The 15,450-nt window shown below is 52.0% G+C and carries 14 protein-coding genes; 6 read left to right on the top strand and 8 right to left on the bottom strand.

Translation table 11 applies throughout. From position 1 onward, the window contains the following. Window positions 1-275 precede the first annotated feature (275 nt). The 4 genes from FJM65_RS03845 (at window position 276) to FJM65_RS03830 (ending at window position 4,721) form a co-directional block, all read left to right on the top strand. Entirely contained in the window at window positions 276-1,454 is a 1,179-nt protein-coding gene (locus tag FJM65_RS03845; RefSeq protein ID WP_140619639.1) for an acetyl-CoA C-acyltransferase, read from the top strand. A 37-nt stretch (window positions 1,455-1,491) separates the two neighbouring features. Continuing rightward, window positions 1,492-1,857, top strand: a complete 366-nt coding sequence (locus tag FJM65_RS03840; RefSeq protein ID WP_140619637.1) for a four helix bundle protein — start codon at window positions 1,492-1,494, stop codon at window positions 1,855-1,857. Between the two features lie 19 nt (window positions 1,858-1,876). After that, window positions 1,877-3,673, top strand: a complete 1,797-nt coding sequence (locus FJM65_RS03835; protein WP_140619635.1) for an acyl-CoA dehydrogenase family protein — start codon at window positions 1,877-1,879, stop codon at window positions 3,671-3,673. Between the two features lie 319 nt (window positions 3,674-3,992). Continuing rightward, entirely contained in the window at window positions 3,993-4,721 is a 729-nt protein-coding gene (locus tag FJM65_RS03830) for a glycosyltransferase family 2 protein (RefSeq protein ID WP_140619633.1), read from the top strand. Here FJM65_RS03830 and FJM65_RS03825 read toward each other — a convergent pair whose 3' ends face one another. The 8 genes from FJM65_RS03825 to mutY form a co-directional block, all read right to left on the bottom strand. Beyond that, window positions 4,722-6,173: a hypothetical protein gene (locus tag FJM65_RS03825; RefSeq protein ID WP_140619631.1), complete on the bottom strand. Its 1,452-nt coding sequence runs from the start codon at window positions 6,171-6,173 to the stop codon at window positions 4,722-4,724. 137 nt (window positions 6,174-6,310) lie between these two features. Then, window positions 6,311-6,985, bottom strand: coding sequence for a YwqG family protein (locus tag FJM65_RS03820; RefSeq protein ID WP_140619629.1), 675 nt, complete (start codon window positions 6,983-6,985; stop codon window positions 6,311-6,313). Then, on the bottom strand, window positions 6,985-7,212 hold the full coding sequence (locus tag FJM65_RS03815; protein WP_140619627.1) for a hypothetical protein: 228 nt from the start codon (window positions 7,210-7,212) through the stop codon (window positions 6,985-6,987). The genes FJM65_RS03820 and FJM65_RS03815 overlap by 1 nt, the downstream gene beginning before the upstream one ends. A gap of 188 nt (window positions 7,213-7,400) precedes the next feature. Continuing rightward, the gene (recG, locus tag FJM65_RS03810) at window positions 7,401-9,500 is read right to left on the bottom strand and encodes an ATP-dependent DNA helicase RecG (protein ID WP_140619625.1); all 2,100 of its coding nucleotides are present in this window, start codon (window positions 9,498-9,500) and stop codon (window positions 7,401-7,403) included. Window positions 9,501-10,223: 723 nt separating this feature from the next. After that, window positions 10,224-10,790: a gliding motility lipoprotein GldD gene (gene gldD / locus FJM65_RS03805; protein ID WP_140620501.1), complete on the bottom strand. Its 567-nt coding sequence runs from the start codon at window positions 10,788-10,790 to the stop codon at window positions 10,224-10,226. A gap of 13 nt (window positions 10,791-10,803) precedes the next feature. Further along, entirely contained in the window at window positions 10,804-12,174 is a 1,371-nt protein-coding gene (gldE, locus tag FJM65_RS03800) for a gliding motility-associated protein GldE (protein ID WP_239022812.1), read from the bottom strand. A gap of 26 nt (window positions 12,175-12,200) precedes the next feature. Then, entirely contained in the window at window positions 12,201-12,671 is a 471-nt protein-coding gene (locus FJM65_RS03795; protein ID WP_140619623.1) for a single-stranded DNA-binding protein, read from the bottom strand. 114 nt (window positions 12,672-12,785) lie between these two features. After that, window positions 12,786-13,877 carry an A/G-specific adenine glycosylase gene (gene mutY / locus FJM65_RS03790; RefSeq protein ID WP_140619621.1) on the bottom strand — a complete coding sequence of 364 codons (1,092 nt, stop codon included), beginning with the start codon at window positions 13,875-13,877 and terminating at the stop codon, window positions 12,786-12,788. 323 nt (window positions 13,878-14,200) lie between these two features. On the opposite strand from mutY, the gene FJM65_RS03785 reads away from it, so the two are divergent. Both FJM65_RS03785 and FJM65_RS03780 read left to right on the top strand, forming a co-directional pair. After that, on the top strand, window positions 14,201-14,506 hold the full coding sequence (locus FJM65_RS03785) for an HU family DNA-binding protein (RefSeq protein ID WP_046309325.1): 306 nt from the start codon (window positions 14,201-14,203) through the stop codon (window positions 14,504-14,506). A 60-nt stretch (window positions 14,507-14,566) separates the two neighbouring features. Further along, the gene (locus FJM65_RS03780; protein ID WP_140619619.1) at window positions 14,567-15,436 is read left to right on the top strand and encodes a tetratricopeptide repeat protein; all 870 of its coding nucleotides are present in this window, start codon (window positions 14,567-14,569) and stop codon (window positions 15,434-15,436) included. Window positions 15,437-15,450: the final 14 nt, after the last annotated feature.

Raw genomic sequence — 15,450 nt, 5'->3', positions numbered from 1 at the left:
GGATTTGCAATCCGAAAGTATAATAGCCGCGGGTTTGTAATCCGCACTAGCAAAGGCAGTAGCTAATGGCAAGCAGATGGATTACAAATCCGCAGTTATCTGAATTCCGGATTACAAATCCGGAACAGCCCTATAACCCAGATTCTTTCAAGATGACAAAGAAGGGAAAGTATAAATATGTGCTTACTGTTGTTCTAAAGAGCTGTAAGTCTTGCGCTGCAAGCTCGCACCAGCGAACAACAATCAACCATTTAACAATTTAGCAATTCATAGATATGAACAATGCATATATCGTAGCCGGATTTCGTAGCGCCGTGGGGAAAGCGGGCCGTGGCGGGTTCCGGTTCACCAGACCCGATGACCTGGCCGCTGACGTCATCAAACACTTAATGGCCTCTGTGCCTGCCCTGGACCCGGAGCGCGTGGACGACCTGATTGTGGGTAACGCCGTGCCGGAGGCGGAGCAGGGCCTGCAGATCGGGCGCATGATCTCGCTTTTGGCTTTGCCGATGTCGGTAAGTGGCATGACGGTGAACCGCTACTGCGGCTCCGGCCTGGAGACCATTGCCATTGCCGCTAACCGTATTTCGGCAGGTATGGCCGACTGCATCGTGGCCGGGGGCACCGAATCGATGTCAATGGTACCGACGGCCGGCTGGAAGACAGCACCGAACTATAAAATAGCGCGGGAAAACCCGGACTGGTACCTGAGCATGGGCCTGACGGCAGAGGCGGTGGCCAACGATTACAATGTTTCACGTGAAGACCAGGATGAGTTTGCGCTGAAATCGCATCAAAAGGCAATCAATGCTATCCAAAACGGCTATTTTAAAGACCAGATTGTGCCGGTAACCGTGGAGGAAACGTACCTGGACGAGAACGGCAAAAAGAAGACCCGCAGCTATGTGGTAGACACTGACGAAGGCCCACGCGCCGACACCTCGATGGAGGCGCTGGCGCGCCTGAAGCCGGTGTTTGCGGCAGGCGGCTCAGTGACGGCCGGTAACTCTTCCCAAACCTCCGATGGCGCAGCCTTTGTGATTGTGATGAGCGAGCGCATGGTGAAAGAGCTGAACCTAGAGCCGATTGCGCGCCTGATCAGCTATGGCACCGGCGGCGTAGACCCGCGCATCATGGGTATGGGCCCGATCGCGGCAGTGCCGAAGGCGCTGAAGCAGGCTGGTATGACGCTGAACGACATCGACCTGATCGAGATGAACGAGGCTTTTGCGGCACAGTCCATCGCCGTGATGCGCCACCTCGATTTTGACCCGGACAAGCTGAACATCAATGGCGGCGCCATTGCACTCGGTCACCCGCTGGGTTGCACAGGCACCAAGCTATCGGTACAGCTTTTCAGCGACCTGCGCCGCACCGGCGGCAAGCACGGCCTCGTTACCGCCTGCGTGGGCGGTGGCCAGGGTGTAGCCGGCGTGTTTGAACTGCTCAAATAGATGCTAGATAGTAGATTTTAGATGTTAGACATACTTCATGCACAACTTTAAGGATTTAAAGATTTGGCAGCGCTCTATGGAACTAGCAAAAGTTGTCTATGAAACGACAGCTGCATTTCCGGGAAACGAAAAGTATGGACTTACATCTCAAATCAATCGTGCAGCTGTTTCAATACCATCAAATATAGCTGAAGGTGCTGGCAGAAGTTCATCAAAAGAATTCAGCCAGTTTTTAAGCATTGCTTTAGGTTCTGCATTTGAGTTAGAAACACAACTAATCCTCGCTAACTCTTTCGGACTAGTAAAAGAGGCGCAACTTAAACAGCTTTTGAGTCAACTAGAGCAGATTCAAAAAATGATAAATAGTTTTAAAAAAACAGTGAGTAAAAAATCTAATGTCTAGTATCTAAAATCTTACCGATATGGAAAATGTAACCGATAAACAAGCCGCCACGATCCAGGGCGGGGAGTTCCTGATAAAAGAAACCAATCCGCAGGATGTGTTTATACCTGCCGAGTTTAACGAGGAGCAGCGCATGATGGCGCAGACCTGTCGCGATTTTGTGCGCGAGGAGGTGTACCCGCTGCTGGACCGCCTCGACAACCACGAAGAAGGCCTGATGGAGGGCCTGATGAAAAAAGCCGGCGAGCTGGGCTTGTTCGCGGTGTCTATTCCGGAGCAATATGGTGGCCTGAACATGGACTTCAACACCTCGCTGCTGGTAACCGAGTCGGTAGGCGGTGGCCACTCGTTCCCGGTTGCCTTTGCGGCGCACACGGGTATCGGTACGCTGCCTATTTTATACTTTGGCACCGAGGAGCAGAAGAACAAGTATATCCCGAAGCTGGTAAACGGGGAGTGGATGTCGGCTTACTGTTTGACGGAACCGGGATCTGGATCGGATGCCTTGGCGGCTAAAACGAAGGCCGAGCTGAACGAGGCAGGCACACATTATATCCTGAACGGCCAGAAGATGTGGATCACAAACGCCGGTTTTGCCGATGTATTTGTGGTGTTCGCGCAGGTAGACGGCGACAAGTTCACGGGCTTTATCGTGGAGAAAGATTATCCGGGCCTGAGCCTGGGCAACGAGGAGCACAAGATGGGTATCAAGGGCTCTTCTACCCGCCAGGTGTTCTTCGAAGATTGCCAGGTGCCCAAGGAGAACGTGCTGGGTGAGATCGGCAAAGGCCACCTCATCGCCTTCAACATCCTGAACATCGGCCGTATTAAACTGGGTGCTGCTACCTTGGGCGCTGCTAAAAAAGTAGCAGACCTGTCGGTAAAGTATGCCAACGAGCGTCACCAGTTCAAGCTGCCAATCTCTAAGTTCGGCGCTATCAGGTATAAACTGGCGGAGCAAGCTATTCGCATTTATGGTATTGAGTCGGCGTTGTACCGCTGCGGTATGGATATTTACCGCAAGGAGCAGGAACTGATGGCCAACGGTGCCCACGAAAACGAGGCGCTGCTGGGCGCCGCCCGCGAGTTTGCCGTGGAGGCCGCTATGCTGAAAGTAGAAGGCTCCGAGGTGCTGGATTACGTGGTGGACGAGGGCGTGCAGATCTACGGTGGCTACGGCTTCTCCGCTGACTACCCAATGGACCGCGCCTACCGCGACTCCCGCATCAACCGCATCTTTGAGGGTACGAACGAGATCAACCGCATGCTGACCGTGGACATGATCCTGAAGAAAGCCCTGAAAGGCGAGCTGGATTTGATGGGCCCGGCACAGGCGGTGCAGCAGGAGCTGATGGCCATTCCGGATTTCAACACAGAGGAGGAGACGCTGTTCTCTGCGGAGCACAAGGCAATCAAAAACCTGAAGAAAGCGATTCTGATGACAGCGGGCACAGCGGTGCAGAAGTACATGAACTCGCTGGCGAAAGAGCAGGAGATCCTGATGAACATCGCTGACATGGCTATCAAAACCTACGTGGCGGAATCTACGCTGCTGCGCGTGGAGAAGCTGGTGGGCCAGAAAGGCGAGGAGGCCGTTGCCAACCAGATCGACATTGTGCGCGTGACCGTGAATGATGCCGTGGACACTGCCTTTAAAGCCGGTAAAGAGGCTATCGCCGCTATGGCGGAGGGTGATGAGCAGCGCCTGCTGTTCATGGGCCTGAAGCGCTTCACCAAGAAAGACCTCTACAACACCAAAGAGGCGCGCCGCCGCATAGCTGCCGCCCTGATAGAGGCAAATGAGTACGTATACTAATTTCTGACCATTTATAGTTAGGAAAAGGCTGTTACCCCAGGTAGCAGCCTTTCTTGCTTTTATGCCCCTATCAAGTATGAAAGTAAAATACCACTATCAGTTAGTTCGTGCGCAGTATCTTTTAAAATCTACAGGCGCATTCCCCTCCTTGGAGGGGCTAGAGGTGGTTTTTAGGCTGTTAGCAAACTGTGGAAGCAACCCATCGCATTATTCAAGGGATCCTAGTATAACTCCACTCACGTAATTTTTGGCATCAGCGGCAAAAGCACCTGCCGATTTTGCGTAATAGGTAATTGGCTTTGTAATAGTTTGTTATGCTATGGGAGTGACCTGCCTTATACCGTGTTTTAATGAGCGCGAGCGCATTGACGGGGTGCTGCATATAGTTGCTGGCGCAGCCCATATCTCGCAGGTTATTTGTGTGGATGATGGCTCTGCAGACGGAACGGCAGATTTTATACAGCAGCACTGGCCCGCGGTAGAGGTCGTGCGGCTGGCGCAGAACGTGGGTAAAACGGCCGCTATAAAGTTTGGCCTGCAGTTTGTGCGGCACGAGGTGCTGCTGATGATGGACGCTGACCTGCAGGACCTGCGGAAGTATGAGTTGGAGGCCGCCCTGCAAGCGTATCAAATCTATACTTCTGTGGATATGATCATCATGCGCCGCATCAATTCGCCGTGGTTTGTGAAGTGGTATCGCAGCGATGTGCTTTTATCCGGAGAGCGTATCCTGAAAACCGAGGACCTGCGGCAGGTGCTGAACCAAAAGCTGAAGTGCTACCAGCTGGAGGTGGCCATCAACCGCTACATGCTGCGCCACAAAAAAGTGGTGCGCTGGATGCCGTGGTCGGCCATGAACACCTACAAAGTGGATAAGCTGGGCGTGCTGGATGGCTCCCGCAAAGAGTTTAAAATGTACGTGGATATTGTGAATTATGTAGGCTTTTCGCACATGCTGCTGCAGCTTACCTCTTTTACCCGAAGTATGCGCGTAAAGCAAAAAAGCGAAGCACGGCGGCCTCGCTTTCTGCAGCAGTTAAAGCTGTAACTATCTTACCTCGATGCGGCTCAGCTGCAATTTGTCGGCTTTCTTGCCGCTGCGCAGTACGGTTACTATGTCTTTATCAGCCAGCCAGGTGGTATAATCCTTCACGTAAGCAGGCTTTCCGTCTTTCGGGATGTTGAGGCGCAGGCCCTGTGGGGCGGAGGCGCTGCCGCTGTTAGTGTTTATCTGGCGCAGGTATAAATCATACTTTCCGTTGAGCTCTTCCAGCGTGAGCAGGTTCAGGGTATTGCCGCTGAGGTAGGAGCTGTAGGAAATGCCGCTAAAACCCTCGGAGGCCGGCGCCTGCTGCTGTTTCATCAGCACCGAATTCCAGTCGAAGATCATATACTCGTCGTAGGCGAACAGGTGTAGCTCTTTGGCAAAGTATGGCGCACCCTCGCCGCCCTCGGTATACTTTTTCTCGGCAAGTATAAGCAGCTGCTTCTCCGGCGTCAGGATCAGGTCGGTCAGGTAGATGTCCTGCAGCTTATTGCTTTTGTTGGCCTTATCCAGCGCGTTTACCTGCTGCACATAGTCCGGCGTAAATTTATACTCTTCTGCGAAGCGCATGTCCTCCTGCTCAAAATCATACTTCACGGCTTTCAGGCTGTAGTAGCCGCCGCTCTTCTCGTCGGCCGTCAGCACGGCGCCATACATTTGCCCGTCCGGCATCAGCTCGAAACGTGTGTCGCGGATGTATACTTTCTTGCCGCCAAACACGCCGCCCACCAGCACCGACATCACCTTTACTTCTTTGCTGCCCGGCTTGTACTGGCGCACGCTCAGGCGGTTCATCTGGTCCGAGATCAGGTTCACGTACTGCTCGCCGCCGTTGCCAATCTTAATATCAGCCGTCAGGATGCCGCGCAAATCGCTCAGGTTATACTTCACTTCCTGCTGTTTCTGCAGAGCATCGTTGTACAGCGTGCCGCTGATCTGGAGGATGTTAAAGCTGTTATCGGTATGGAAGCGGTAGGCCAGCACCTGCGATCCGTCGGCAGACACAGCCACACCTGCCCTGCGACCTTTGGCCGGAGCCTGCAGCAGCTGCACCGGCTTCTCCAGCTGTCCGTTTTTCAGGTTGATGCGGTGCCCCTGCAGCAGCTGGTTCTGGCCCTCTTTGCGGTGCGTTACCACCAGCGCCGCCTCCTGGCTGGCTGTAAAGTTGTCCACTTCCTCGCCTGCAGCCATCAGTATCTCCGCCGCCCATTGCTTCTGCAGGTCTGCGTTATACTTCTCTACAGCATACTTGCCATTGGCCTGGCGCTGTAGAAGTATAAACTCGTTCTGCCCCACCGGTATGGACTTGTGCGGCAAACGCTGGTTGTAGTGGTCTGCCTCCGGGTTGGGCTGGTAGTTAAAGTCCACAGCTGCCCTTGTTTTGGACTGGGCAAGTATAGCCTGCGGCTGGCAAAGCAGGCACAGAAGTATAAAAAGTATGGAAAGCTTTTTCACGGGTGATATGGGTTTTGGTAGAGGTAAAACGGAGGCTTTGGGTGTTTGTTGTAGTATAGGGTGCTTGTGTAGCAGGGGCGTGAAGTACAACAAAGGCTTAACTTAAACTTTGCGAGTCGTTGATCTTCTCAGAAATATTAGCTGTATTGTAAAATGAACCAAGAATTATTAAACTGCTTATTAGCTAAGTCATTCTTCTTAATCCAAAAATAAAGTCTACCACAATCGCCCCACATCATTTCGTTTGCTTCATTACTATCAATCTGCAAGAGCAGTCGCCAATTCGCTGCGTTCGGTGCAAGTGCTTTTGCTCTGGGATCATTATAACCTGAAGGGTCGCCGCAATAAAGCCCATTGGTTACAAGCTCGCACTCTAATTCCATATCGTTTTGAATAGTGTCCGCATAACCTAAAAGTTTATTGATGTTTTCGTCATTATATATTTCTTCCCAGAACTTATCGCTTTCTTCCTCTGTAAAATCATTATACACTTCATGTTCATATGAAGGCAAACTTATCTCCTGTTGAATTGACACTGAACAAGCCTTAAACTTAGAGCCTTCAGGCATATTCTTGGGATAGTCAGCTCTTATTAGATCATTCGTGTTTCCGTCAAAGTAAAGAACTTGAAACTTGTTTCGGTCATGAAAGTCGAAACCCCAAGCTTCCTGTTCTGCAGAATAAAAGAAGTATAAGATTCCTTTATTTGGAAGTAGGTTTTCAGTATCAAATTGAGTTACCTGTGAAAGATTTATCTGAGCAATAAATGATAATGGCTTAGTAACCGTTTCCTCTTTTTTACTGCGAAAGATTAGAAACTTTTTTCAGTTGTTACAACCTTGTTAGTTTCTGTTGCCCAACTGATGTTCGGAGGTAAGTCTGGCCGCCCACCTATTTTAGTCTGTCCGATTTCTATTAGATTTTCGTCAGTTGCAGTTTGGTAGAGCCTGATTGTATTCCGTAAAAGAGGATTTAATTTGTCAAAGTACCTAGCAAGCCCATTAGTGGCAAGTTTGTCTTTTAGTTCTTCTAGTTTCATTCATTTTTTGGAATAAGAGCTCGTTAGTGTATCGCATTTAGCCAATCAACGGTAGGATGATAAACGCAACTGTGCTATTAATATAATAAATTTTACCACTCAAAGTATAACCAGCCACAATATTCACCCGCAGCTATTGTTTCGCGTGGAACCAAAGTATAAACTGCCCCAACTTTTTACTTTCTACCTTAACTGATCCTGCTCCAGTTTACCGTGTTGGCGCTCAGCGATTGGATATGACGGCGGATGTTGGTGTGCTCCGGCTGCTCCAGCTGCGGGTCCTGGTGCAGCACGCGTTGGGCGGCGGCTCGGGCCTCCTGAAGTATGGGCGCGTCTTTGGACAGGTCGGCGATGAGCAGGTCCAGCACGCCGCTTTGCTGTGTGCCCATCAGGTCACCGGGGCCGCGCAGTTTCAGATCGATGTCGGCGATTTCGAATCCGTTGTTCGTGCGCACCATCGTCTCCAATCTGGTTTTACTGTCTTTGCTCAGTTTGTAGCCCGTCATCAGGATGCAGTAACTCTGCTCAGCACCACGGCCCACGCGCCCACGCAGCTGGTGCAACTGCGACAAGCCGAAGCGCTCAGCACTCTCGATAATCATCACCGAAGCATTCGGCACGTTTACGCCTACCTCAATCACCGTCGTGGCCACCATGATCTGCGTCTCGTGGTTTACGAAGCGCTGCATTTCGTAGTCCTTGTCCTGCGGCTTCATTTTGCCGTGCACCATACTTACCTTATACTCCGGAAAGGCCCGCTGCACACTCTCAAAGCCGTCCATAAGGTCCTTGTAGTTCTCCATCTGCTCCGACTCCTCAATTAGCGGGTACACGATGTATACTTGCCGGCCCAGCTTGATTTGGTCGCGCACAAACTGGAACACGCGCAGGCGATGCGAGTCGAAGCGGTGCACGGTCACGATCTCCTTACGGCCGGCCGGTAGCTCGTCAATCACCGACACATCCAGGTCGCCGTATAGGGTCATGGCCAGGGTGCGGGGGATAGGCGTGGCCGTCATTACGAGCACGTGCGGGATGATGCGCGGGTTCTTGCGCCACAGCTTCGAGCGCTGCTCCACCCCAAAGCGGTGCTGCTCATCCACAATGCACAAGCCCAGGTTCTGGAACTGCACCACGTCCTCCAGCAAGGCGTGCGTGCCGACAATCATCTTCATCTCGCCGGAGCGTAGTTGCTCGTGCAGCACCTTACGGTCTTTGGCTTTGGTGGAGCCAGTGAGTTTGCCCAAATTTATACCTAAGCGGTCGGCAAAAGCTTTCAGGCCCACGTAATGCTGGTCGGCCAGAATCTCGGTTGGCGCCATCAGCACCGACTGCGCCCCGTTATCTGCCGCGATCAGCATGGTGATAAAAGCCACGATGGTTTTGCCCGAGCCCACATCGCCCTGCAGGAGGCGGTTCATCTGTTTTCCTGCCGTCAGATCGCCATAAATTTCCTTCACCACCCGCTTCTGCGCGCCTGTCAGGTCGAAGGTCATGTGGTTTTTGTAGAACTCGTTGAGGGTAGGCACATGGCTAAAGATCTGTCCCTTCAGGTCAGCCTTGCGCACCACCTTCTGGCGGAACAGGCGCAACTGTATGTAAAAAAGCTCCTCGAACTTGAGCCGGAACTTCGCCTTGTTATACTTGTCTGCCGTTTCCGGAAAATGGATGTTGGCATAGGCGCTGCGCTTGTCCATCAGCTTATAGGTCTCAATCAGCTCCGGCGACAGCGACTCCTGCACCTGCGGCAGCGCCACCTTCAGCAAGTGCTCCATCATCTTGCTGATCACTTTGCTGTCGATGCGGTGGGCCTTGAGCTTTTCGGTGGTGTTGTAGACTGGCTGCAGAAAGGAAGTAGTCTGCTTCTCCTCGGCAAGTTCCTCCAGCTCCGGGTGGGCCATGCTGAACCTGCCGTTGAACTCCGTAGGTTTGCCGAATACGATGTAGTCAGTATGGTTCTTCAGCGTTTTTTGCATCCATTTCACGCCTTTAAACCAAACCAGTTCCAACTGATCGCCGTTTTCGTCCGCCAGCGTAGCCGCCAGACGCTGTTTCCGGCCCTCGCCAATCACTTCTTTGCCCCGGATGCGGCCGCGCACCTGCACGTAGGGCATGCTCTCGTCCAACTCGGCCACTTTGTAAAACTGCGTGCGGTCGAGATAGCGGAAAGGGTAGTGCTGAATAAGGTCGCCGTAGGTGAAGATGCTGAGTTCTTTCTGCAACAGCTCCGCCCGCATCGGCCCCACGCCCTTCAGGAATTCTATTTTGGTGTTGAAGAAGTTACTCACGGTCTCTGGCTTGCTTCGGGTGAAAGTATGGCAAGTAGTATAAAGTACAAAAATACACAAAAGCCCCGACAGGTGTTAGTGCTGGCGGGGCTTTATACTTGGTGTTGTCAGTCTGAATCAGGATTTTTTGGATAAACGGATTTCTAAATATGGTTATTTATGGCGCAAGCGTCCGCTTGTGCCTCGCTATAGCCACTGCTTTCTGCAACTGGAGGCAAGCTATCCTTTTTAGCTGCCGTTCATCCTCAGTCTTATAACCCTACTGTTGCACCTCCTACTCTGGTGCCCTCCTAGGCCGGGAGGCCTCGTTTTCCCGCTCGGCGCTGGGAGCTTTTCCTGCCCTCGTGCCTCGGGCTGCCTCGCTATCGCTCGTCACCGGAAAAACTCGCATAGGCGCCTCACAGAAAAACTGGGAACAGGTTTGATAGCCATTGCTTTTGCGACTGTCCATTTGAGGGGACTACAGGGGTGACTGCATCTGCCAGACAATTCCCTTCCTCTGAGGGGGCAGGGGTGGGTTTATACTTCTGCTCATGCTACCCCAGTTGCCATGAAACTCATACTTTAGCCAAAGCAGTTACGGGGTTTCCCTCCTTAGCTAAGTTGCAGATCCCAGACTTGTTTCGGGAGAGGGGCAGGGGGGACCCGGTACTACCTCCAGACGCTCGCGGGACCTCCGGGCACCGCGAGGTCTTTAGACAATCAACAATCAACAACCAACAATCAATCCTCCTTCCACTCCAGCGTGTTCAGCAGGTGCACGATGTCCTTCTTCACAAACTCGATGACCGGGGCCAGGGAATCGTTTTGGGTGGCGGTTCTGAAGTATAAAGCGCCGCGCAGGAAGTGCTCTGTGGAGTCGGTTACGTAGAACTGGAACTGGCTGGGCACCTCGCCCTCCAGCTCAAACACGGCGGCTACATCGCCTGTCGGTATCTTGATCTCTGCCTCCTCGATGGCATAAGCCTTGATCTGGTGCTTAGCGGTAAGCTTGCGGGCGTCTTCTATCAGGTTGTTTAAGGCAGTTGGGTTGTTGTTCAGGTCTTTATACGTAAGCTGCACGTTGGCACCCAGGCTCGGGTAGATGATATTGATCCAGTGCGGCTGCGCAATACCGGAAGAGTCAGGGCGGATCTTGGCATGCGTTGAGTATTCGAAAGTATATGGGTGCTGCTCCTGCAGCTGCTGGTACGTCTGAGAGGGCAGGTCGATGCGGTTATAGCCCTTGGGCTTGGGCGTATACTCCTCCGACCCGCAGGCCGCCACACCGGCTGCCAGGCCTATCCACATAAACGCCTTCAGGCTAACCCACTTTATGGTACTGTTCTTTTTTGCTTGCGACATTGATCTTAACTCGTTTTACGCGCTTTGTGTCAGCCGACTCAATCGTGAAATGAAAGCGGCCATGTTGGGTAGTGTCGCCCACGCGCGGTATTTTGGAGAAGAGCACCAGCATCAGGCCGGCCACCGTTTCATTCTCGCCCTTTACCTCATCAAAAATATCAAACGGCACCTCTGTTATCTTGCAGAAGTCGTGCAGCGAGGTCTTGCCATCAAAGATAAAGGTATTTTCGTCGAGTTGAGAGTAAATAATGTCATCGTCGTCGTCAAACTCATCATTTATCTCACCTACAATCTCCTCCACAATGTCTTCCAGGGTAAGCAGGCCAATGGTGCTGCCGTACTCGTTCACCACAATGGCCATGTGCACGTGCTTGTCTTTAAAGTCCTGGAACAGGTCAGCGATGCGCTTATTTTCCGGCACGAAGAAAGGCGGGCGCACCAGCTGTTGCCACTTAAAGTCCGCGCCTTTGCTCAGGTGCGGCAGCAGGTCTTTCACGTAAAGTATACCTTCTATCTGATCGGTGCTCTCGGAGTACACCGGCACCCGCGAGTAGCCCCACTTCACGATTTCCGGCATCAGTTCCGGCAGCGTCATGGCAGTGTTAAAGGCAATAATATCCATGCGGGGGCGCATGATCTGCTTAACGGAAATGGCGCCGAAGTTCACCACGCCGCGCAAGATCTTACGCTCTTCCGGCGACGTGTCGGCATTGATCAAGGCTACGTCCAGGCTGTGGTGCAGCTCCTCTATAGTATGGTTGTAGCCCCGGATGATGTATTTGCGCTCGATGTGCTCGTTTATAAATATCAGGAGCCAGGAAAGCGGCCTTACCAGTAGCTTCAACTTGTCCAGCACGCCCGTCATGCGGCAGGCAAGTGGCAGGCGCTGCTTCTGCACGTATACTTTGGGCAACACTTCCCCGAAGAAGACGATGAAGAAAGTGCCTAGCAGCATACAGAGCGCCATAGCGCCAGCAGGTAGGGTGGCAGTGCCAAACAGCTGCCATGCCACATAGGCAAACAGCGTGATGATGGCTACATTGATGCCGTTGTTGAGGATAAGGATGGTGGTGAGCAGCTGACGCGGATTCTGCAGCAGTTCATAAACGCGTTGTTCAGCGTGGCGCTTGCTAGATTTGCAGCGCTCCAGCTCCTGCTCCGAAAGAGAGAAAAAAGCTGCCTCGGCACCTGAGGTCAGGGCCGAGAGCAGCAATAGTATAAAACCGCCGGCAATGGCGATCAGGTATTCCAGTCTAAGTTCTGTTACCGAACTCTGTAAAAGTTGAAGTAAGCTAAAACTTAGGGGGTCTCCGGGGTCTGTACTTTCCAAAACTGTTTAGTTTAGTGAAACATAGGTTAGAACGGCAGGTCGTCTGGCTCGTCGTTCTGGAAACCGCCAGCAGGGCTGCCGCCTTTGTTGGCCGTCGCGCCGCCGCCAAAGTTTCCGCCGCTTGCAGCAGCAGAGCCTTGGTAGTCGCCGCCGCCGCCGTTGTCGCTGCGGCCGCCCAGCATGGTCATGTTATCGGCCACGATCTCGGTGCTGTAGCGTTGGATGCCGTCTTTATCGGTGTAGTTGTTGCTGCGGATCTTGCCCTCGATGAACACAGAGTTGCCTTTGCGCAGGTATTTCTCGGCTACTTCGGCCAAGCCTCTCCACACAACGATATTGTGCCATTCGGTGCGTTCCTGCTTCTGTCCGCTTTTGTCCTTAAAGGTCTCAGAAGTAGCGATTGGGAAGCGGGCAACGGCTACACCGCCTTCCAGGTGACGAATTTCAGGGTCTTTGCCCAGGTTTCCGATCAGGATCACTTTGTTTACACTTGCCATGTCTTTTTTGTCTAAGTATTAAATTGAATTGGGCTACTCCAGCAACCAAGCTGGAGGCAAATATGGCTGTATTTTAAACTACTAGAATGCTTTTGTTTCCAGAAAAGTTTCAGCTTATAAATATACTAAAATCTTAGCATCTTTCAAATAGCTGCTAATTAAAACTGGTTTGGGTAAAGCCTCTATTTTTTCAACGTTATAAGGGGCTAATCTTGTTTCTGTCAGCACCTCATCTTTTAGTGGATACTTTAGCTTTATACGGTAAAAACGCGCTGTTATTTTCTGGTGGCTCAGCACGTGTTTGTAATCCTTGGCCGGGGGCTGCAGCTGCGCCTCCTGCACCGGGATGCCTGCTTCCTGCAGCTCCTGCAGCAGCTGCGCTTCGGGCAGGTCTTTGCTTTCGCTCTCGTAAAGGTAAAAGTCGTAGAGGCCCTGCCAAATATCGCCCTCCAACCGCTTGCGCAGGTAAAAGGAGCCGTTCAGCTCAAACACGATGTAGTGGAAAAAACGCGGCCGCGCCGCCTTGGCCTTCGATTTTACCGGCAGCTCCTGCACCATGCCGTGGTTAAAGGCAAAACAGCTTTGTTGCAGCGGGCAAAACAGGCAATCCGGCATCAGGGGCGTGCACTGTATGGCCCCAAACTCCATAATGGCCTGGTTGTAGGTGTCGGGCTCGTCGGCAGGCACCAACTCATCGGCCAGTTTCTGGAAGATCTTGCGTGAGGCCGGGACCGCAATATCATCCGAGATGCCAAACACGCGCGCCAGCACCCGGAACACGTTGCCGTCCAAAACCGCTACCTTCTCTTTAAAAGCAAAAGCCGCAATAGCCGCCGCCGTGTAGCTGCCCACGCCCTTCAGTTTGATCAGCTCCTCATACTTGTCCGGAAACTGGCCGCGATACTTCTCCGCCACCAGTTGGGCCGTATGGTGCATGTTGCGTGCCCTGGAGTAGTAGCCAAGCCCCTGCCACAGCCGCAGCACCTCATCCTGTGGGGCCGCCGCCAAATCCTGCACGGTAGGGTAAGCAGCCACAAAACGTTCATAGTATGGCTGGCCCTGCGCCACCCGCGTTTGCTGCAGAACTACTTCGGAAAGCCATATGTAGTATGGGTTTGTGGTATCGCGCCAGGGCAGGCTGCGCTTGTGGCGGCCATACCAGCTGATGAGCGTTTGCGCAAAATGGGCGTTTGCAGGAGTTGGCATTAATTGTGTTGTTTAGGGGTTGCAGAACAGGCAAGTTACGGCTTTGTTTGTGCCCGTAGCAAGTATAAAGTAATGGGTAAACATCGAAATATAAACAGCCGGCATCCGTTAGAGGGTGGTGAGCGTGGCATGGCTGTTGCCCATAGCGGAAGAAAGGGCCGGAAAGCGTAGCACTTTTTAAGCCTAATAATTTAGCACTAAAGCTTTTACTATTCGAAAAGTAAAACTACCTTTGTGCCCCGAAATTCGCCGCCGGATGGAACAGGCTGATTTCCAAAGATTAGAAAGTTAACATATTATTAATATCCTAAAAATCTAAGAAAGTGACTAAAGCAGAAGTAATATCAGAGATTGCTGATAAGACAGGGATTGATAAAGCAGATGTACAGTCTACAATCGAGGCTTTCTTCAAAGTAGTGAAAGACTCCATGGCTGATGGCAACAACATCTACGTGAGAGGTTTTGGTAGCTTTGTGAATAAGAAGCGCGCTAAGAAAGTAGCACGTAACATTTCTAAAAACACATCTATCATTATCGACGAGCACTTTATCCCAAGCTTCAAGCCATCCAAGACGTTCATTCAGAAGATCAAAAACAGCAAAAAGATTCAGGAGCTTACGCATTCTTAATTTTTTGTATCTTTGCTGATCTGAAAAAGAAATCTATAGCAGCATAATTAGGCAGGAAGAATGAAACGGTCTCAAATATTGATAGTTGTTGCAGCCATTGTATTGGTGGCCGTTCTGTTCTTTTTGCCTAAGGTTGTTGTTAACAACGAGGACAAAGACAACCTCGCCGAAAACCAAACCACTGCCGCCGTGCCCGAAGGGCACTCGGAAGACGATGGCCACGACCATGGGGCATCAGCGGAAGAGGCAGGGGTGGAGGCGCACCGGACTGCCACGCCAGAGCAGCTGATGGCGCTGACAACAGCCCGCGCCAAGTATAACAAAGCAACCGGTGAGCAAAGCCGCAGCCGCGTGGCCGTGGAGCTTGCCGAGGCCTATGCCAACGCTGCCAAGTATGACAGCGCTGGATATTACTACGAAATTGCCGCTAAGGCCCGTGGAGGTGAGAAGAGCTATAAAAAAGCCGGAGACGCCTACTATGAGGCCTTTACTTTTGCTGCCACGCAGGAACGCGCCAGTGAGCTGGGTGGCAAAGCCAGGAGCATGTATGAGCAGGTGCTGAAGAACAACCCTTCTGACCACGATGCCAAAACTAACGTAGCCATGACCTATATCGCGACCTCCAATCCGATGCAGGGTATCATGATGCTGCGTGAGGTGCTGGCGTCGGACCCCAACAACGAGAAGGCGCTGTTTAACCTTGGTATCCTGTCCATTCAGTCTAACCAGTATGAAAACGCTGTGGAGCGCTTTGAGAAGCTTGTTTCGGTAAACCCGCAGCACGTGGAAGGAACCTTCTACCTGGCTGTGGCGTTGGCAGAGACGGGGCAGAACGAAAGAGCCAAGGAGCTGTTTAACAAGGTGAAAGGCATGAGCGCTGACCCAGCCCTGAATGCCTCGGTAGACGAATACCTGGCAAAACTACAGTAAAGCATTTAACGAAA

Origin of the sequence: Pontibacter mangrovi (genome assembly GCF_006385705.1) — a bacterium.
Lineage (GTDB): Bacteria > Bacteroidota > Bacteroidia > Cytophagales > Hymenobacteraceae > Pontibacter > Pontibacter mangrovi.
The sequence above is the reverse complement of the archived record's forward strand: the minus strand, read 5'-3'. Positions and strand labels throughout refer to the sequence as shown.

Excerpts from the sequence above, each read along its gene's own strand:
- FJM65_RS03830 (WP_140619633.1), top strand. The coding sequence starts at position 3,993 with ATGGGAGTGACCTGCCTTATACCGTGTTTTAATGAGCGCGAGCGCATT.
- FJM65_RS03840 (WP_140619637.1), top strand. The coding sequence starts at position 1,492 with ATGCACAACTTTAAGGATTTAAAGATTTGGCAGCGCTCTATGGAACTA.
- FJM65_RS03835 (WP_140619635.1), top strand. The coding sequence starts at position 1,877 with ATGGAAAATGTAACCGATAAACAAGCCGCCACGATCCAGGGCGGGGAG.
- mutY (WP_140619621.1), bottom strand. The coding sequence starts at position 13,877 with ATGCCAACTCCTGCAAACGCCCATTTTGCGCAAACGCTCATCAGCTGG.
- gldD (WP_140620501.1), bottom strand. The coding sequence starts at position 10,790 with ATGTGGATAGGCCTGGCAGCCGGTGTGGCGGCCTGCGGGTCGGAGGAG.
- FJM65_RS03795 (WP_140619623.1), bottom strand. The coding sequence starts at position 12,671 with ATGGCAAGTGTAAACAAAGTGATCCTGATCGGAAACCTGGGCAAAGAC.
- FJM65_RS03815 (WP_140619627.1), bottom strand. The coding sequence starts at position 7,212 with ATGAAACTAGAAGAACTAAAAGACAAACTTGCCACTAATGGGCTTGCT.
- FJM65_RS03780 (WP_140619619.1), top strand. The coding sequence starts at position 14,567 with ATGAAACGGTCTCAAATATTGATAGTTGTTGCAGCCATTGTATTGGTG.
- FJM65_RS03845 (WP_140619639.1), top strand. The coding sequence starts at position 276 with ATGAACAATGCATATATCGTAGCCGGATTTCGTAGCGCCGTGGGGAAA.